Origin of the sequence: Nocardia fusca NBRC 14340, from assembly GCF_001618425.1 — a bacterium.
GTDB classification, from domain to species: domain Bacteria; phylum Actinomycetota; class Actinomycetes; order Mycobacteriales; family Mycobacteriaceae; genus Nocardia; species Nocardia fusca.
Window position 1 is genome coordinate 50,670 of record NZ_BDCU01000053.1, and the last position, 17,597, is coordinate 68,266.

The following is a 17,597-nucleotide window of genomic DNA, read 5'->3' on the forward strand; positions in this document are numbered from 1 at the left end:
TGTGGTGTCCGGTACCAAAGTGGTGGTCTCCGAGATCGTGTCGGAGACGCCGAATATCCGGTTGCTTCGGCTGGCGCGGGAGGACGGGGCGCCGCTGGGGCCCTACCGCGCCGGCGCGCATATCGACGTGACCGGCCCGACCGGCATCCTGCGGCAGTATTCGCTGTGCGGGCCGCCCACGGAGACCGCGACGCTGGCCATCGCGGTGAAACGCGAGCCGCAGTCGCGCGGCGGATCGGCCGCGCTGCACCGGTTGTGCGCGGGCGACATCATCGAGATCGGCGCGCCGCGCAATATCCTCGGTGTCGTGGCCGGCGCGGACCGGCACGTGCTGATCGCTGCCGGGATCGGGATCACGCCGCTGCTGAGCATGGCATACGAACTACATTCCAGCGGAGCGGATTTCACGCTGCTCTATATCACCCGCGACCGCACGGAGACCGCGTTCGCGGATCTGCTGGAAAACCGGGTGGAGTTTCGTGACCGTGTGCGCCTGCATATCGGGCTGCCTCGCGAAGAGCAGCGCGGCGTGCTCGAATCCGTGGCTGCCACGCTGACGCGTGACAGCGCGGTCTACACCTGCGGCCCCCCCGGTTTCATGGAGGCCGTCGCCGAGATCGTGACACCGGTGGTCGGTGAAACCAATGTCTACACCGAACATTTCGAAGCGGCCGAGGTCGACAACTCCGGCGATACCGCATTCACCGTCGAACTCGACACCGGCGAGAGCTTCGAGATCCCCGCCGACCGCTCCATCCTGTCGGTACTCGAGGACAATGGTGTCGACGTCTTCAAATCCTGTGAAGAAGGTATCTGCGGCTCCTGCGTATCGAATGTGCTCGAGGGCGAACCCGAACACCGCGACAATTGCCTGTCGGTCGCGGACAAGGCGGCCGGCGATCAGATCGCGCTCTGCGTCTCCCGGTCGAAGTCGCCCAAGCTCGTCATCGAATTGATCTGACGCGATCGGCAGATAAAGGAATTCCGTATTCGCAGAGGGAATTCTTCGCATGTCCGCCGTCACACCGGCCACTTACTGTGTAGGAAATCACACAGCCCGAAAGATGATTCCCATGGAACATTCCCCCTCCAATTCCGCTGATTCCCCAGGGAATTCCGGCCTGGACGAATTGGCCCGCGAACGACAATCGCTGGTTTTCCGGCTCAGCGCGGTCGTATTGATCCTGTTCTTCCCGCTGCCCGTGCTGGGTGGTTTCACCTCGGCACTGGATGCGGTGGTCGTCGGTGGAGTCACCGTCGCCTGGATCTTCGCCCTGGCGCAGTTCGTCATCGCAATCGTGGTGGCCCGCTACTACATGACCCGCGCGGCCGCACTCGAAGCCCGGATCGCGCAGGAAGGCGCCCGCGCATGAACCTCGTCTCCGCCTCGCTGTTCGCGGCCCTGGTCGTCGTCACCCTCGGTATCACCGCGTGGGCGTCTCGCCGGAACAAGTCCGCCGCCGACCACTATGTCGCCGGAGGTGCGCTCACCGGCCGGCAGAACGGTGTGGCCATCGCCGGCGATTTCATCTCCGCCGCTTCGTTCCTCGGGGTGACCGGTGCTATCGCGCTCACCGGGTTCAACGGCTTCTATCTCGCCGTATTCGTTCCGGTCGCCTTCGTGCTGGCGCTGCTGCTCATCGCCGAACCGCTGCGCAATCTCGGCCGGTTCACCCTCGCCGACGTGCTGGCCACCCGGTTCCCGGGAAAGGATGTCCGGTCGCTGATGGCGGTCAGCACCGTGGTGATCAGCGTGGTCTACCTGGTCTCGCAGCTGGTGGGCGCGGCGCTGCTGGTATCGCTGCTGTTCGACCTGGACTACGCGGTCGCGGTGCTGATCATCGGCGCGCTCACCACCGCCTACACCCTGGTCGGGGGCATGCTGGCCACCAGCTGGATCCAGATCATCAAAACCGGTCTGCTGCTCGTGTGCGCGGTGGCGTTGTTCGTCCTGGTACTGGTGCGCTTCGATTTCAACCCGTTCGGGCCCTTCAGTACCGCGCTCGCCGAATTCGGTGAGCATTTCGTCGCACCGCAGCGCTCCGGCGACGCGGCCTCGTTCGACCAGCTGTCGCAGACCGTCGGCCTGGTGCTGGGTGTGCTCGGCCTCCCGCACGTGATGATCCGTTTCCTCACCGTCCCCGACGCCAGACAGGCCCGCACCTCGGCGTATACCTCCATCTGGATCTTCTTCGGTTTCTACCTGATGATCCCGGTGCTCGGGTACGGCGCCGCCGTGCTGGTCGGTCCCGACACCATCGCCGCGGAGAACAAAGGTGGCAATCTCGCCGTGGCGCAGCTCGCCGAAACCCTCGGCGGCGGTGTCCTGCTCGCCTTCGTTGCCGCGGTGGCCTTCGTGACCATTCTGGCGGCCCTGTCCGGGCTGGTCATCGCGACCTCCGGTGCCATCGCCCACGACCTCTACGGTCAGGTGCTGCGCGACGGGAAGGTGTCCTCGGCTGCCCAGCACCGCGCGGCCCGTATCGCCACCGTCGCCACCTGTCTGGTCGGTGTGGCGATCGCCTTCGCCGCGCAGCGTCAGAACGTGGCCTTCCTGGCCTCACTCGGGATGTCCATCGCCGCCTGCGCGAACCTGCCCGCTCTCCTACTGACGCTGTACTGGCGCCGGATGACCGCCCGGGCGGTGATCTCCGGCATCGTCACCGGCCTCGTCCTGTCGATCGCGGTGATCCTGCTCAGCCCGGTGGTCCAGGGACCGGACTCGGTGCTGCCGTTCTCCAACCCGGCACTGGCCGTGGCCCCGATCTCCTTCGCGGTGTCGGTTCTCGTGGCCTTCGCGACGACTCCGAAGGGAGCCGATGCGCTGGCTGCCGGCGCGGTGTTCCGGTCACTGCGCACTCGCGCCCTGACCGGGCGGGCGACGGAGCCGGAGGAGCCGGTCGCCGTGCCGTCCTGACGGGACTGCGGAATTCGTTGCCGGCCACCCAGGATGAGGGGGTGGCCGGCAACTTTCGTGTGGGCGCGGTGGCCGGCTACCTGGGTGGCTCAAGCGCGCGGTACCGTCGCCCGGACGCCGGCCAATACCACCGCGACGATGCGCTCCGCGTCAGTGCGAGTGAACGCGCGCATACCGCGGTCGACGATGAGGTGCACCGGGCCGGAGAGCATCTCGCCGAGAAATGAGCTGTCCACCGGAGGTAGCTCGCCCCGGTCGACAGCGGTGTCGATACGTCGCCGCAGGGCGGCCACGCGCTGGTCGAGGACCTTGGTGAGCGCTTCGACGGAGGAGTTCTGGCGGGCAGGCTGGACGGCCTGCGCGAGGGTCCGGCCGAACGGCGTTTCCAGGCCGCCGGCGAGCGCCAGCAGGAAGTCCGCCAGGTCCCGGTCGATATCGCCGGTATCGGCGACCGAGGCAAGATCCTCGGCGTAGCGCAGCAGGGCTTCGGCCACCAGGTCCTCGCGGTCGGGCCAGTTGCGGTAGACGCTGGTCTTGTTCACACCGGCGAGCTCGGCGACCTCCTCGTAGCGGAAGCCCGCGATACCGTCGCGCGCCACGAGCTCGGCGGTAGCGGCGAGGATCTGCGCCCGGACTCGCGCGTTGCGGCCACCGGGGCGCCGTGCGGCCGGCCGGTCGGCGGTCTGTTCGGCCATTGCCCACCTCCTGTTCTCTGCTCGGGAGCCGATTGTCGCCAGGTGCGGCGTTGCGGTGCAAGCGGATGGTAGCTAGTCTAAAAGCAACATATTGTTTCTTTTAGTGATGCCGGCGGGAAAGCGACCGCCGAACTGCCCTGTGGGCCCGTCCGCCTGCTCACCCGACCGGGCGGGCGTCGATCGATCCGATCGCAACCCACCTCAGCAAACCTGGAGCGCACACGTGAACATCCTCGTCTCCGGAGCCGGTATCGCCGGACTCGCCTGCGCACTCGAGCTCGGCACCCGCGGCCACGACGTCACCGTCGTCGAGTACGCCCGCGAACTCCGGCTCACCGGCACACCCATCGATATCCGCGGCGATGCGGTCGAGGCCGTGGACCAGATGGGACTACTCGCGCGGATCCGTGGACAGCGGATCCGGATGTCCGAGCTCACCCAGTTCGTCGACAGCCGGGGTGAGCCGGTGGCCCGCATCCCGATGGCGGAGATCAGCGACTCCAGCGACGATATCGAGCTTCTCCGTGCGGATCTGATCGGTATCCTCGCCGATGCGTTGCCGGATACCGCCGCGATCCGGTTCGGCGATTCGGTCGAAACGCTCGCCGCCGCGGGCGACGGCGTCGCCGTGGGTTTCGTATCGGGCCGCACCGGACTGTACGACCTGGTGATCGGCGCCGACGGCCAGCACTCCGCGGTACGCAGGCTGATATTCGGGCCCGGCGAGAACTACCTCCGCCATCTCGGCGTCTACTTCGCCCTCGCCGATCTCTCCGGCGAGGCCGGAGGCGAAGGTATCAACTCGATCTACAACGTCCCCGGCCGGATGGCGGGAGTGTTCCGGTACCAGGGCAAGGCTGTGGCGAATTTCCAGTTCCGCTCCGAGCCGATCGACTACGACCATCACGACCCGGACGCTCCGAAGAAGATCCTGTTCGACGCCTTCGCGGGCTACCGGTCGTGGCGGATCCCGGAGCTGCTCGACGCGGCCCGTGCCGATCCCGCTTTCTATTTCACATCCGCGAGCCAGATCCACCTTCCGTCCTGGCACCGCGGTCGCGTCGTCCTCGTCGGGGATGCGGGGTACAGCCCGGCCTACCTGTCCGGCCGGGGCACCTCACTCGCGCTCACCGGCGCCCACTTCCTTGCCGAAGAACTCGAAAGGTGCGGTGATCACGCCGCTGCGTTCGTGCAGTACGAAGCCCGGCAGCGCCCCTACGTCACGTTCGCGCAGGGTCGCGCCGCCAGCGGTCGTGATCGCATGTTGCCGCCCACCTGGGCCGCCATCGCCGCCCGGAACAAGGCGCTGCGAGCCTCCGCTACCGGCGCACGGTGAACCCGGCGCAATGCGACCCGGCCTCCGGACCCGTACGTCGATCCAGCCCACGACCCGCTGCGCCGCACAAGGCGCTGTTCTCCGGGTTCTCCCTCCCAACGCGCTGAGAGATGAATAGTGACAGACACACTGGACAATCCCGTCCTCGGCGACCGAGAGCACCGCTGGAGCAAGCGGCTGGTCCTCTGGGCGGCCGTGCTCACCCTCGCCAACGTCCTGGCCGATGTGGCCGTCGGTTCGCCGATGATGGTCCTGCCCCAGCTGCTGGAGCATTTCGATACCGGCCAGACCGCGTGGTTGAACGCGAGCGCGATGCTCGCCGGGGCGATATGGTCGCCGCTGCTCGCGAAGAGTTCCGATATCTTCGGCACGCGCCGGGTCCTCACCGGCACGCTGCTCCTCGCCTGCGCGGGAGCGTTGATCTGCCTTGTTGCCCCGAACATCTGGATATTCCTACTGGGCCGCTTTCTGCAGGGCGCCGCATTCGCCGCGGTCTTCCTCACGGTGGCGCTCACACGACAGATCTGCACTCCGCGCGTGGCGATGGCCGTGGTCGGGCTTGTGACATCCGGTTCATCGGTCATCGGAATCGTCGAGCCGTTCCTCATGAAGCCGGTCATCGATACGTTCGGCTACCGGAGCGTATTCGTGACGGCGGCGCTGCTCGCCGCGGCCGCGGCGCTCAGCGTGCGAGCTTTCATCCCGGAATCGCCGGTCCGCGGTACCGGCCGGATCGACGTGGCCGGCGCGCTGCTGCTCGGCGGCGGCCTCGGCGCGGTCCTCGCCTACATCAGCCTCGGGCGAGACCTCGGCTGGCTGTCCCTGGGCATGATCGCGCTGCCTGCCGCCGGTGCCGCCGCGTTGGCGGGTTGGGCGCACCTCGCGCTGCGGGTCGACGAACCCCTCATCGACCTCCGGGCGCTCAGCCGCCCGATCCTGCTGACGCTGCTCGCCGTGGTGCTGGCAGCGGGGTCCTTCCGGAGCATGCTGCAATTGACGAGCCTCATCGCCCAGGTGCCGCCAGGTCTGGGGCTCGGCTACGGACTGGGCGATGGCGAGGCGGTCGCAGTGCTGCTCGCCACCCCCAATCTCGGTATCGTGATCGGCGGTATCGGCGCGGGATGGCTGGCGGGGCGGTTCGGTCCCGCACTGCCCCTCTTCGGCGGCATCGCTATCGGTGCACTGGCGACCTTCGCGATGCTGGCGGGCGTGTCCATGCTTCCCTTGGCGATCGCCTGCGGAGCCGTGGTCGGAATGGCCGCCGGTGCGATCGGCGCCTCCGGCTACAACTTGGCGACCGGCATCGCCGCGCCCGAGCGACACGGCACCTTCGCCGGGCTGATTTCGGTCGTGATGGCACTCGGTTCGGTCGTGTTCAACTTCGCCGGTGGCGCGGTGCTCGAGGCGACCCGAATTCCCGGGACCTCTACCGACGGTGCCCCGGTGAGCACGGCGACCGGTGTGTATCTCTACGTCGCGATGGCGGGCGTGCTCTTCGTCCTGGCCGCGGTGCCCGCGATCATGTTGGTACGCAACCGGACTGCCACACCGAAATCGGAATCCCCCATACACAGCAGTCCCCGGTAGTCTCCATCGGATCCCTGAACCTCAGTCGTCCCTATCGTCCTCCCTCGGGAGCATCCGGGCCGTCGTAAGGCCCTGGCTCGGCAGAGGAGCCGGGTGTGGCTTTCAGTCGTCTGGCCGGTGCTGTGGCTCGCCTCGATTGGCCGCCCGGCATCCTCCAGGGCCTGGACGCGCGGCGTATCGCCTCGATCGGCCGGCCGAAACCACAGTGTTCGAGATCGACCAGCCGGAAGTCCTGGAGTTCAAAGCCGCGGTGCTCGCCGAACACCACGCCGAACCGACTGCGGATCGTGATCGGTAGGCGGTCCGGCGGGCGAGGAACGTGGGCGCTGATGCCGTCGGTCACGATCCGCCGAGCCTGTGCCAGGCACTCCTCGACCTCGCGTGCGGACATGGCCGTCGGGGTCTGCATCGCCAGGGCGACGACGCCGGTCCGCGCGCTGAGGAGCAAGCGGGTCAACAGTGCCGGATCGAGCGGTTTGATCCGACCCGCTGCCACCCCCGCGGCCACTCGTTCGGTGCGAGCGGCCTGCAGGACAGTGATCCGCGCGGTGACGCGGGCAGCGTTCGTTCGGCCATCGCGCGGACCCAGGGAATCCCTGCTGCACCGAGTCGGTGGAATTGTCTGAATCGCATTCGGCTCAGCGCTCGGACACCGGGGGCAGGAATTCTCCCGGGGAAATCGACACGGGTCCGCTCGGGGAAGCTGTCAGGCTTGTTCGATAACCCCCTGCAAGGGTGTGGCGTTCTTGACGTTGTCGAACATCGGCGAGGTCGCTTCGGCAGCCGCCCGGATCTCTTCGAGGACCTCGGAGGGGGCGTCGGTGTCGACATGCACCACATAGTTCACGCTGCTGAACCCGGGTCGGACTTGCTGATCCAGCGCGAGGTAGCCGCGCAGATCGTAGTCGCCGGTGACTTCGATCCGCAGATTGCGGTACTCGACCCCGCGTTGGACGGCTTGGGTGACCCAGCCGATGGTCAGACAGGTGCCAACCGCGGCCAGGACCAACTCCATCGGATCAATGGCCTTGTCGGTACCACCCAAGGGCGCGGGCTCGTCAGTTTCCAGGGTGAACGACCGGGCGGTGGTCCGCGCTTGCGCGCCTTCGGTCCAGGTCGTCACCGTGCGGAACGCGCCGGTGCCCGCACTCGCGTCATCGGCCACCGCGGCCTTGGTGGCCTCGTAGGCCGAGATGTCGAGCGATTGAGCCTTCGTCATGGTTTCCCCGTATCTCGTCGAGAAGTGTGAATTGTCCGGACTATTGCCGTATCGTACGGACTATTGGCCTTGCCAAGTATGGCTGATCGGAACCCGCACCGCTGCCTGTTGCCAGCAGCCCGGGCGGATGAGAGGAGTTGCGATGCCGACTGATTCGAGGCAGGGGCGGAGTCTGTGGTCCACAGTGCTGGCCGACCTGCGGACACGGTTGGCGGCGGGCGAGTTCGCGGAGCGGTTTCCCGGCGATCGGGAGCTCATGGAGCACTACGGTGTGAGCAGACATACTGTCCGAGAAGCGGTCCGGCATTTGGAGGGGATCGAGCGCCGCCCACGGGTGGGCGGTCGGGTGACGCCCCCGCCCACGGTGCTGCGCCGGCTACTCGACACCCTCACCGCGCTCGGCGTGCGAACCGCCACCAGCGAAACCACGGCGAGTGAACGTCGCTCGGCGGAAATCGCCGAGCGGCTCGACCGCAACCCGCACACCCTACTCACCGTCCACACCGGCGTGCTGCGCGCGGACGGGGCGCCACTGATCTGCCTACAGATCTGGTCCGACACAGCGGATTCGGCGCCCCGCGAACTCGCCGATCTGCTGCTCGACGGCTCCGCCCACCAATCCGGTCAGATCACTGTCGTCAGTCAGGCCACGGTGCCCACCGTCCCGGACCCCGCAGTCTGTGAACTTCTCGGGATCCCCGCCGGCAGCGCCACCTTTTGTATCGAGGCCCGACTCGAGTCCGCCCCCGGGACACTGATCTGGCAGCGCGCGTTCATTCGTCCGGACCGCTACCCCTGCATCCTGCAGTTCACAGCCACGTGAGTGAGACTATGACTATTCCCGCCCTGCCAGCACAACCACGGGCTCGCGCCCGCGGTCCGGTCGGTGTGGACACTACCCGCCCGAGCATCGCCCGCGTCTACGACTACAGCCTCGGCGGCAAGGACAATTACGAGGTCGACCGCACCGCGTACAGGCACATCGAACGTATTGCGCCGCGATATGGTGATCTCGCCCTGATGAACCGCCGCTGGCTGTCGCGGGTGGTCCGCTACCTCGCCGGTACGGCCGGAATCGATCAGTTCCTCGACATCGGCGCCGGGCTACCGACAGCGCTCAACACCCATCAGATCGCGCAATACGAAAACCGCCACGCCCGAGTGGTGTACGTCGACAACGATCCTCTCTGCGCCGTGCACGGCAGCGCACTGCTCGCCCAGAACGACAACACCCACTATCTCCGCGGCGACCTCCTCGAGCCCGGCACCCTCCTCGAAAACCCGGAAGTCACCCGCTACCTCGACCCCGACCGCCCGATCGCCGTCCTCACCTGCGCGCTGCTGCACCACCTCGACGACCACCTCGACCCCGCCACAGTGGTACGCGAATACACCACACGCCTGCCCTGCGGATCCTTCCTCGCCACCACCAACTTCTGGGGCCCTGCCGGCGAAGACCCCGAACTACACACGCTCGCCACACAACTCGAACACGCCTTCACCGCAAGCGGTCTGGGCACGGCTCGGTACCGCACCCGCGAACAGCAACTCGAGTACTTCGACGGACTACAACTCATCGCACCCGGTCTGACCGAACTCGACGACTGGTGGCCCGCCGGGCCACCAACCCGGACACGAGCACCCGAACAACGACTGATCCTCGGCGGCGTCGGATTCAAACAACCACCTCCACCACCCAAAATCCACCACCCCCGCTGAAGACACTGCGACGCATTCCTGCGGGACACCCGGTCCGACAGGACCCGCACTCGGCATCACATCGCTGCGCCGGCCGCGACACATCCCGCTCGCAGAAACCGATGCTGTTGCAGCGCCCAGTCATGTCGAGCCTCTCGGCAACTGAGCTCGTGACGGGCAACGATCAGTCAACTCGACCTGCCGTTGCGCCGGGCACACTCCCGCACCGCTCTCGCCTCCGACCGCCCCACGGCAGACACCGCGGTGCGGGCCCGTCCCCCAGTCCTGCGCGCGAACGGCAACCACTTGCCCAGCGCCGCCCGGAACTCCCGCGCGTTCGCCTCCGAGAGATCGATCTCATAGCCCACCCCGTCGAGTCCGAACGACACCGACTCAACCGCAGCAGACACACCATCGAGGTCATCCACCACAGGTGTACTGACCTGAGAGGTTGGGTCTGGGACGCGGGCTGCTGATGGGTGTCCGACGAGTGCGGTGTGGCCGCGGTGGACTCACAGTGATTGTAGGTGTGTAGCCAGCCGGTATGTATTGCGTGTCCTGCCGAGGGCACAGCAGCCGAGCAGTTCAGGGCCCTGGTCTGCACGATATCGGCGCACCATCCACTCCGGCCCCGCCCTCGTTCACGACCTTCGGCGGCACCGAACCGCCCCATGCCCCGAATCGAGCACCCATACCCGCCGAGCCGCCCTGCTGCGGGCCATGGTGAACCTGCTGCTCGGCCCGATCCCCACCAAATGTTGTGACCGTCGGAAAAAATACTCCGGCTCCGATGTGGAGAACCACCTCTGCGGTTCGTCGTCCTGGTAGAAGGGGTGATCAGCCCCTCACATCGAGGAAGGGTTACACCATGCATTATCTGGTGACGTTGGTAGGACGCGAAGACCCTCCGGCCGCACGACCCGGTACACCCGAGTTCGACGCCGAGGTCATGCGTTACGCGGAATTCGAGGAGAAAGAGGGCGCGGCCGTCGCCGGTGGCGCGGCGCTGTTCCCGTCGGCGGACGCGATCCAGGTACGGCACTCGGCCGGGCGGACCATGGTCACCGACGGCCCGTTCACCGAGCAGGCCGAGGTGGTGGGCGGGTTCTATGTGTTCGAAGCCGCCGATCTGGACGAGGCCATTCGCCTGGCGCGGCAGCTGCCCGCCGTGGAGAGCGACGCGGTGGAGGTGCGCCCGCTCGTCGAGTGGTCACCGCACGACTCCCCGGGAGCGGACTGGTGGCTGGCCCTGCTGTGGGAAGCGTCTGCGGCGGTGGTCGAGCCGGGCACACCGGAGTGGAACGCGATGGCGGTCGAGCACGCGCGGTTCGGCGAGAAGTACGCCGAGGCTCTGCGTGGCGGCGGCGCACTGCGACCGCCATCCACCGCGACCACGGTGCGGGTGCGCGACGGACAGCTCCTGCTGACCGACGGCCCCTATCCCGAGTTCGCCGAGGTGGTCGACGGGTTCTACCTGTTCGCCGCCGAGGGGCGTGACCGGGCCGCCGAGATCGCCGCTGCTATCCCGCTCGGCGCGAATGGGCGCGCCGAGGTCCGCCGGATCGTCGACCTGGACGCCTGAACGTGTGTACCGGCCCGACCGTGACGATCGACGCGGTCTACCGCGCGGAGTTCGGCCGGGCCGTGGCGTCAGCGGCAGCGCTGACCGGGGATATCGGACTCGCCGAGGATGCGGTGCAGGAGGCTTTCGCCGACGCGGTGCGCACCTGGCCCGAACGCGGGTGGCCCGCGAATCCGGGCGCGTGGATCACCACCGCGGCCCGCCATCGCGCCCTCGACCGGCTGCGGCGCGAATCGGCGAGAGCGGAGAAAGAATATGGCGCGGCACTGCTGCACGCACCGGTCGAGGAGGCCGAGGTGTCACCGGTCACCGACGACCAATTGCGGATGATCTTCACCTGCTGCCATCCGGCGCTCTCACCACCGTCCCAGGTGGCGTTGACACTGCGTCTGGTGTGCGGTCTGCGCACCGCCGAGATCGCACGCCTGTTCCTGCAACCAGAACACACTGTCGCGCAGCGACTCAGCCGAGCGAAGGCCAAGATCCGCCAAGCCGGCATCCCGCTGCGAGTGCCGCCACCGCACCTGCTGCCCGACCGAGTACCGATGGTGCTGGCATGCGTGTATCTGATGTTCACCGAAGGCTACGCGGCGACAAGGGGCCCGGCCGCCGTGCGCGACGAACTGTGCGACGAAGCGATCCGGCTCGGCCGGCTGGTGTGCGGGTTACTGCCCGACGAAACGGAGGCACGAGCGCTGCTCGCGCTGATGCTTCTACAGGACAGCAGGCGCACCCAACGGCGTTCGGGTGAAGAGGAGTTGATCCCCTTGGAAGATCAGGACCGGGCAGGCTGGGACCATGCGGCCATCGCGGCTGGTTTGTCCTGCCTGGACTCGGCCAGCGACGGAGCCGGACCCTATCTGGCGCAGGCACGTATCGCCGCCGCGCACGCGAAGGCACGGAGTTGGACCGAAACGAATTGGCAGGCGGTACTTTCCGGTTACGACGAACTGCTCGGGTACATCGAGTCGCCCGTCGTCCGCGTGAACCGGGCTGTGGCCGTCGGTTTCGCGCACGGCTTCGCGACCGGGCTCGCGGCCCTCGACGAAGTCGCGGCAGATCCGCGTCTGGCCGATACGCACCTGGTCAGCGCCACCCGAGCCGACCTGCTGCGCCGCTCGGGCCGCCCACGCGAGGCAGCTGAGCACTACCGAGCCGCGCTGACGATGGTCGGCAACGATCAGACCCGCCGTTTCCTCGCGCGTCGGCTCGCCGAGGTCGAGGCCCAATACTGAATCGCACCGGTACCCGGCCATACCCCGGTCGTGAGCCGCCAGAAGGACCCACCGACATCAGGCCCATTCGACCGGAAACCGTCGTGCCCCCACCAGTACAGCGGGTTCGAATTCTGCCGAGGGCACCTACGCACATCGCGGTGATCGGCCGAGCCCCCGATGACCTGTTATACCGCCGCCACCCCGAAACCGGAGAACCGCTCTCGTTCGCCATGACCATGAGCAAGGTCCACACCATCGACCACGTCTGGGTCCTCGCCCTGCTCCCCATCCCCCGCCCAGGACCCGAGAACACCCGATGGGCACCCATCACTGTGCTGCCCCGGCCCTCACTGCCGGGGCAGCATGCTCTTGGGCTGGAGCACCAGGCCGGTGTGCAACACGACACCCTCACCGATGGCACCACCGCTGACCGCGCCCGCACAGCGAACACAGCAGCCATGAATATGTTGCTCATCTCCCGGCAGATTCCGGGACCGTGACCTGGGCACCGCATAACCCGCCGGTCCGCAGCCGCATCGACAGCGGCGCAGGTCCTAGGCTGCGAGATGTGACGGCCGAGCCGACCCCTGCACCCCGCGGGCAGTTCGTCCGATGGGCCGTGCCAGTTGTCAGCTGTCTTGCCCTCGCCACACTCGCTGCCCAGACCCGCCCGTTCGGCTGGGCAGCGACAGCACTGGTTGCGGCACCGTCGATTCTCCTGCTTGCGCGCGCCCTCCGACGCCCTGACGAGCCGTTACCCGTGGATCCGCGGCTACGTAACGGCCTGCTGCTGTGGTCCCCATCGGCCCTCGCGATATCGGTCTGGGAGCTGTTCGCACTGCATCAGGATTCGACTCGAGCTAATCGGTCTCGGTCGCTGTCGTGGCAGTTAGACCTCAGCGTTCTGCCCTGCGATCTCGGAAGATCGTAGGGCCCGGCTGACACGTCCGAGCCACCTGGCTTCGTCGAGCAGCGTGTCAGCGCCACCATGTTCAGCGGACAGGGTCATCGTCGTGTTGTGCCGAGGCGGTATGCCTGCTCGGTTCGCCTGGATCGCCGCGGCGATGACGGCCGCCTCGATCATCGGGCCACGCTCATTATCCGGCAAACCGAGCGCGTCGAACCGCTCGGCGGCGCGCTGCCGCGCCCGTGGATCGGCATACCCGCGCAACGCCAGTTGCGCGTCCCGAATGTCGACGATCCGCCGACAGAGCCGAAATTCGGCGTCCCGCAAGGGATTCCATTCGCGACCGGCGGGCAGGGGCACAACGCTCGTCGTGCCGGTGGCCGACGTCAGGTGCCGGCTCAGCGCGCTGAGTTGGCGGTCGGCTCGGTGGCATCGGTAAGCGTGCAGCAGCGCCCCCAGAAACTCGCCTCCCGAGGGCAGCGCCATACCGGTGATGACGATGAGCAGTCCGGTCACGGTGAGTAGGCCGTCTACGGTGGCGTATATCGGCCGAGGTGGGTGGCCGAGATCGGCGGCGACGAGCACGTAGCCGAGGAAGGCCAGGCGCGCGATCACGGCGATGCCGCCCGATGCGATGACCCGGAATCCGATGCGTAGCCAGGGCTTCGCGGTGAGTGCGGCGTAGCGGAACCCGAACACGACCGCCGCCACGGCGCTGACACCGACGTAGCAGATGAACAGATACCGATACCGGGCATCGTTCGCGGACGTCGGCGGGAACGCGGCGAACAGCGCGACGGCCGCGACGACGACAACAGCGAATCCCGCGTAGCACAGCGGTGACCTGCGGCGCGCGATCTCGATCCGGGTCGTGAGGTACACGAACCATATCTGGCTCGCACACACCGCGAGCATCGCCGCGACATCACTGAGCAAGATGCCGATTCTCGGAACATGGGTGTGGCGGTCGATGGCATCGGATTCGAGCCAGATCATCATGGTCGCCAGGATCGCGCCGACGAAAAGCGCACTTGCACGGTGCATCCCATTGTCCGAATCCCGGATGATGTCGCGAGCCTTGATGGCCAGAACTGTGACGCAGGCGAATGCCGTGAGCAAGATCAGGAGAATCGGGTCTGGGGTCACAGTGAGTTGTCCAAACGGCGGACTATGTCGGCGATCGCCGGATCGGCAGCGACGGTGACCGGCCGGCTCGACCGGTGGGCGCGCTGCAGGAGCAAGGTCGCCGTCATCTCCGCCTCGGTCTCTTGCTCGGTCGATCCGCAGGACCTGGCGAGAACCTGTCCCTGGATCTCACGGTCGATGTGCACGAACATGCAGTGCCGTCGATCATCGCCGATCGGGTGACCCGTGTGACCGAGGAGCAGATGCGCGAGTTCGTGGAAAATGATCTGCTGGCGGTGAATCGGACTGGCGGACTCCTCGTAGATGACCGAATGTCCGTGTTCGTCGGTGATCAGCAACCCGAGTGGACTGGCGGGCGGCAGGGCCATCGGGATCAGTTCGATCCGTTTGCCCACATGACTCTCCAGACGCTCGCACACCTCGCCGATACCGAAACGAACCGGTAGCCCGAGCACGTCGATGCGCCGTTCGCAGCGCTTGCGTAAATCCGTAGTCCGCATGGCAGCGAAGTTCTTCGCGCTACCGGTCGCCGGACGGACCGCCGGGCAGCCGCTCCAATCGGCGAAAACGGTTGATCACGTCGGTGACTGCCGCCAGACTTTCGGCGGACAGGCCCGCGGCCCGCAGCGCCACATCGCGCACCCCCGCGTCCCGCATGGCAGTCAGCAGGCCCAGTTCGGCGTCGACTTCGCGACTGGTCTCATCGTCGAAGAAGTACGCAGGGGGAACCCCGAAGAATCGAGCCAGCGCGCTCAAGTGCCGAAAGGTCGGATTGTCTCGTTGACCGGTACGCAGATACCAGACGTAGGAGCCTGACATCTTCACCCCTTGGTGCCGGGCGATTGCGGTGGCGACCTCCTCGTTGCTGAACTCGCGACCGTCGGGCCTGCGCACGACGTCGAACAGATGGGTCAATCTCGACGCAAACGTTGAGGCTGTTTCGTCCACCGATCGCCTTCCCGTCAACTGGAATGGTTGCGAACCATTATCTCTTGACGACCGTTGACAGACAACACCGGGCGTGCTGCAATCACAGCTATCAACTGACGTGAAGATAATTTGAGCCATCCAACCACACATGTTGACATCGCTGGCCGACAGCACGCGCGGGGCAGAGGTTCGGAAGGGAGATCATGTGGGTCTACCGTTGCGGGTCGATCCCGATGAGTTGCGCACGTTGACACTGGAGCTACACCAGCTCGCCGCGGAGGCGGCGGAGTTGAACGCTGACCTCGCCCACGAAGCGGAGTGCCGGGGCGAGGAGAACCCGTGGTTCCGAGCATGCCGGAGTGTGCGGTGAGCAGTTCGGGGGGTGAGGATCTTGCGGTGTTGGCCGATCGGATCGCGGATGGGCTGCGCGGGCTTGCCCCGCCCGGGTGGCAACGGTTGGAGGCGTGGTTCGCGATGACCGTGGTCGCCGAATCGGCGCTGCTGGTGGTCGGCGATGGCAACCAGTCGATTCGGTACCAGGTGTCGGATGCGGTGTGGGAGATGGTGCGCCGGCATCGGCGGTTGTCTGCGGGTCCGGAATGTGGGCCGTGGTGGCGGTTGCTGGTGCGCATCGACGCGGACAGAACCTCTTCGGTGCCGCTGTCGGTGGTTTGTCACCGATTTCGAGCGACGGTTCCGGATGCGTAACGGCGGCCGAGTCCGACCGACGGGGTGGGGACGTGAGCGGTGAAGTTCGGTGGGATCCGGATAGTCTGCGAGATCGGGGAGCGCGGCTGGCCGAGCTCGGTGACAGGGTGGGGCAGACCTATGCGGGCTTGCGGGATTGCCTGGCACAGTCCGACGGCAGCTGGGGCGACGACGATATCGGCCTCGCGTTCGCCGGGGAGTTCAGGCCGCACGCCGATCAGTTGCTGGGCAATGTGCGGGCAATGGAGGACAGCCTGCACGGCACAGCCGCCGGAATCATCGACGCTGCACGCCAATTCGAGGCGCAGGACGCTTACCTTGCCGGCCGGGTAGGCGCCGCAGCCGGGGACATGGGCCCGAACATCGGGGAGGCGGCTCCGCAGCGGCCGGACGCCTCCGGCGGCACTCCTGCGCTCGCTGGTACGGACTCACCTGTCACCGACGACCCCGCGGCGACATCTCCGGCAGCGGGAGGCCGGCCGTATCCCACGGACCGGGCGCAGCCTGCCGAACGATCCGCGTCCGGCGGCCCGCGGTCGCCGGACGCTTCCACGGGACGGTCGATGCCGCAGGACGGTCCGCGGCGCCCGGCTCCTTCGGATCGGACAGATCTGGGGTCGGAGCGGGCAGGCCGAAAGAACAGTGGCAAATCCGGCAACCCGGTCGGGGACTCCGGTCGCCGGCCGTCGTCCTTCCCCGTGTCGCCCCTGTCCTCCCCGGTGTCGCCCCTGTCCTCCCCGGTGTCGCCCCCGACCTCCCCGGTGTCGCCCCCGGCCGGCACGCGGAATGCGGACCGGTTGCCGGGCAGGGCGTCCGGACCGCGGCCAGCGGTCGATGTGGGTCGGCGAGACACCCCGTGGGCCGGGCAACGGCCCCGGACACCCGGCCCGCCTGCGAGTGCCCAGCCGAGTCCCCCGAGCCCTCGGTACGGTTCCCCGCAGCGATCGAACAAGCCCGCCGACGAACCGCAGCGCGGGCGTGATCGGCGCGGTTCCGACGGGCGACCGGTTTCCGATCCCGTGGTCGGGTGGCTGGCGCGGAGGTTGGCCGAGCACCACGGTGTGCGTGTGGCCGGATTCGATACGCCCGGCCTGCAGGTGTCGGCGGTGCGGGAGTTCGTGGCCGCGGTGGATCGGGTGCTTACCGACTACTCGGTGATCGTCCTGGATATCGTCGCGGTAGCAGCACTCGGCGCCGAATCGGGCCTGGTGCGGTGGAGTGCCGAACCGCACGACTCCCGGGGCACGGCTCGCTCGATCACTCTCGACGAGCGGACCGCGCAGGAGCCGGGGGAAGACACCGGAGCCGCGGAAACCGACGCCGAGCGGGGTATCTACGCGGCCACGCTCTGTGAATTCGGCCGGGCGCTCGATGGCGCCGGTGGTGGTCTCGCGCGCAGGCAGGCGCAGCGCGTCCTGATCGCGGAGTACCTGCGTCGGGAGCCGGGACAACCCCGCACACTCGCCGAGGTGGTGCGCGGTTACCGGCACTGGCGTGCCGAGTTGACCGGGGATGCCACGGCCCCGAGCGGATTCGACGTGAGTCGGGCCCTCGGTGCCGCCTTCGCCGAGGTAGTGCTGCGAGGTAACGAAGCGGGGGTCCAAGCGAAAACACTGCATGCGCTGCTGGTCGCCGCGGCCTCACGGCCGGGGTAG

At 67.4% G+C, this 17,597-nt stretch carries 18 protein-coding genes and 2 pseudogenes; 14 read left to right on the forward strand and 6 right to left on the reverse strand.

Features of this window, described 5'->3' with window-relative positions; all coding sequences use genetic code 11:
• Nucleotides 1-4: 4 nt before the first annotated feature.
• The 3 genes from NF4_RS30945 (at nt 5) to NF4_RS30955 (ending at nt 2,917) form a co-directional block, all read left to right on the forward strand.
• Nucleotides 5-961, forward strand: a complete 957-nt coding sequence (locus NF4_RS30945) for a PDR/VanB family oxidoreductase (RefSeq protein ID WP_063131002.1) — start codon at nt 5-7, stop codon at nt 959-961.
• A 112-nt stretch (nt 962-1,073) separates the two neighbouring features.
• Nucleotides 1,074-1,373 carry a DUF485 domain-containing protein gene (locus tag NF4_RS30950; RefSeq protein WP_063130935.1) on the forward strand — a complete coding sequence of 100 codons (300 nt, stop codon included), beginning with the start codon at nt 1,074-1,076 and terminating at the stop codon, nt 1,371-1,373.
• On the forward strand, nt 1,370-2,917 hold the full coding sequence (locus NF4_RS30955; protein ID WP_063130936.1) for a solute symporter family protein: 1,548 nt from the start codon (nt 1,370-1,372) through the stop codon (nt 2,915-2,917). The genes NF4_RS30950 and NF4_RS30955 overlap by 4 nt, the downstream gene beginning before the upstream one ends.
• Nucleotides 2,918-3,006: 89 nt before the next feature.
• Here NF4_RS30955 and NF4_RS30960 read toward each other — a convergent pair whose 3' ends face one another.
• Nucleotides 3,007-3,612, reverse strand: a complete 606-nt coding sequence (locus NF4_RS30960; protein WP_063130937.1) for a TetR/AcrR family transcriptional regulator — start codon at nt 3,610-3,612, stop codon at nt 3,007-3,009.
• Between the two features lie 223 nt (nt 3,613-3,835).
• Between NF4_RS30960 and NF4_RS30965 the strand changes: the two genes are divergently transcribed.
• The 3 genes and pseudogenes from NF4_RS30965 to NF4_RS39605 all read left to right on the forward strand — a co-directional run.
• Complete coding sequence (locus tag NF4_RS30965) at nt 3,836-4,948, forward strand: FAD-dependent monooxygenase (protein WP_063130938.1); 1,113 nt, start codon at nt 3,836-3,838, stop codon at nt 4,946-4,948.
• Between the two features lie 117 nt (nt 4,949-5,065).
• The gene (locus tag NF4_RS30970; protein ID WP_063130939.1) at nt 5,066-6,535 is read left to right on the forward strand and encodes an MFS transporter; all 1,470 of its coding nucleotides are present in this window, start codon (nt 5,066-5,068) and stop codon (nt 6,533-6,535) included.
• 172 nt (nt 6,536-6,707) lie between these two features.
• Nucleotides 6,708-6,824, forward strand: a pseudogene (locus NF4_RS39605) (class I SAM-dependent methyltransferase); the annotation flags it as partial.
• Between the two features lie 417 nt (nt 6,825-7,241).
• On the opposite strand, the gene NF4_RS30975 reads toward NF4_RS39605, so the two are convergent.
• Nucleotides 7,242-7,754: an OsmC family protein gene (locus tag NF4_RS30975; RefSeq protein ID WP_063130940.1), complete on the reverse strand. Its 513-nt coding sequence runs from the start codon at nt 7,752-7,754 to the stop codon at nt 7,242-7,244.
• 142 nt (nt 7,755-7,896) lie between these two features.
• Here NF4_RS30975 and NF4_RS30980 point away from each other — a divergent pair, with 142 nt between their 5' ends.
• Together NF4_RS30980 and NF4_RS30985 are read left to right on the forward strand one after the other, a co-directional pair.
• Nucleotides 7,897-8,577, forward strand: a complete 681-nt coding sequence (locus NF4_RS30980; protein WP_198165536.1) for a GntR family transcriptional regulator — start codon at nt 7,897-7,899, stop codon at nt 8,575-8,577.
• Nucleotides 8,578-8,642: 65 nt separating this feature from the next.
• Nucleotides 8,643-9,473, forward strand: coding sequence for an SAM-dependent methyltransferase (locus NF4_RS30985; RefSeq protein ID WP_232330721.1), 831 nt, complete (start codon nt 8,643-8,645; stop codon nt 9,471-9,473).
• A 167-nt stretch (nt 9,474-9,640) separates the two neighbouring features.
• On the opposite strand, the pseudogene NF4_RS30990 reads toward NF4_RS30985, so the two are convergent.
• A pseudogene (locus NF4_RS30990) lies at nt 9,641-9,886 on the reverse strand (histone-like nucleoid-structuring protein Lsr2); the annotation flags it as partial.
• Nucleotides 9,887-10,320: 434 nt separating this feature from the next.
• On the opposite strand from NF4_RS30990, the gene NF4_RS30995 reads away from it, so the two are divergent.
• From NF4_RS30995 to NF4_RS31005, 3 genes are all read left to right on the forward strand, one after another.
• Nucleotides 10,321-11,034 (forward strand): YciI family protein, encoded by a 714-nt coding sequence (locus NF4_RS30995; protein WP_063130943.1) that lies wholly within the window; start codon nt 10,321-10,323, stop codon nt 11,032-11,034.
• Between the two features lie 20 nt (nt 11,035-11,054).
• Nucleotides 11,055-12,269, forward strand: a complete 1,215-nt coding sequence (locus NF4_RS31000) for an RNA polymerase sigma factor (RefSeq protein ID WP_063131004.1) — start codon at nt 11,055-11,057, stop codon at nt 12,267-12,269.
• A gap of 212 nt (nt 12,270-12,481) precedes the next feature.
• Nucleotides 12,482-12,751, forward strand: coding sequence for a hypothetical protein (locus NF4_RS31005; RefSeq protein ID WP_232330722.1), 270 nt, complete (start codon nt 12,482-12,484; stop codon nt 12,749-12,751).
• A 389-nt stretch (nt 12,752-13,140) separates the two neighbouring features.
• On the opposite strand, the gene NF4_RS31010 is transcribed toward NF4_RS31005, so the two are convergent.
• Genes NF4_RS31010 through NF4_RS31020 form a run of 3 tightly spaced genes read right to left on the reverse strand, consistent with a single transcriptional unit; the run spans nt 13,141 to nt 15,198 of the window.
• On the reverse strand, nt 13,141-14,277 hold the full coding sequence (locus NF4_RS31010) for an MAB_1171c family putative transporter (RefSeq protein ID WP_157120696.1): 1,137 nt from the start codon (nt 14,275-14,277) through the stop codon (nt 13,141-13,143).
• 23 nt (nt 14,278-14,300) lie between these two features.
• Nucleotides 14,301-14,804 carry a hypothetical protein gene (locus NF4_RS31015; RefSeq protein ID WP_063130946.1) on the reverse strand — a complete coding sequence of 168 codons (504 nt, stop codon included), beginning with the start codon at nt 14,802-14,804 and terminating at the stop codon, nt 14,301-14,303.
• 19 nt (nt 14,805-14,823) lie between these two features.
• A complete protein-coding gene (locus NF4_RS31020; RefSeq protein ID WP_232330723.1) occupies nt 14,824-15,198 on the reverse strand; it encodes an XRE family transcriptional regulator in 375 nt (124 codons plus the stop codon).
• Nucleotides 15,199-15,439: 241 nt separating this feature from the next.
• On the opposite strand from NF4_RS31020, the gene NF4_RS38240 reads away from it, so the two are divergent.
• From NF4_RS38240 to NF4_RS31030, 3 genes are all read left to right on the forward strand, one after another.
• Nucleotides 15,440-15,604 (forward strand): hypothetical protein, encoded by a 165-nt coding sequence (locus NF4_RS38240; protein ID WP_157120697.1) that lies wholly within the window; start codon nt 15,440-15,442, stop codon nt 15,602-15,604.
• Nucleotides 15,601-15,942 (forward strand): hypothetical protein, encoded by a 342-nt coding sequence (locus tag NF4_RS31025; protein WP_063130948.1) that lies wholly within the window; start codon nt 15,601-15,603, stop codon nt 15,940-15,942. The genes NF4_RS38240 and NF4_RS31025 overlap by 4 nt, the downstream gene beginning before the upstream one ends.
• 1,067 nt (nt 15,943-17,009) lie before the next feature.
• The gene (locus NF4_RS31030) at nt 17,010-17,597 is read left to right on the forward strand and encodes a hypothetical protein (protein WP_157120698.1); all 588 of its coding nucleotides are present in this window, start codon (nt 17,010-17,012) and stop codon (nt 17,595-17,597) included.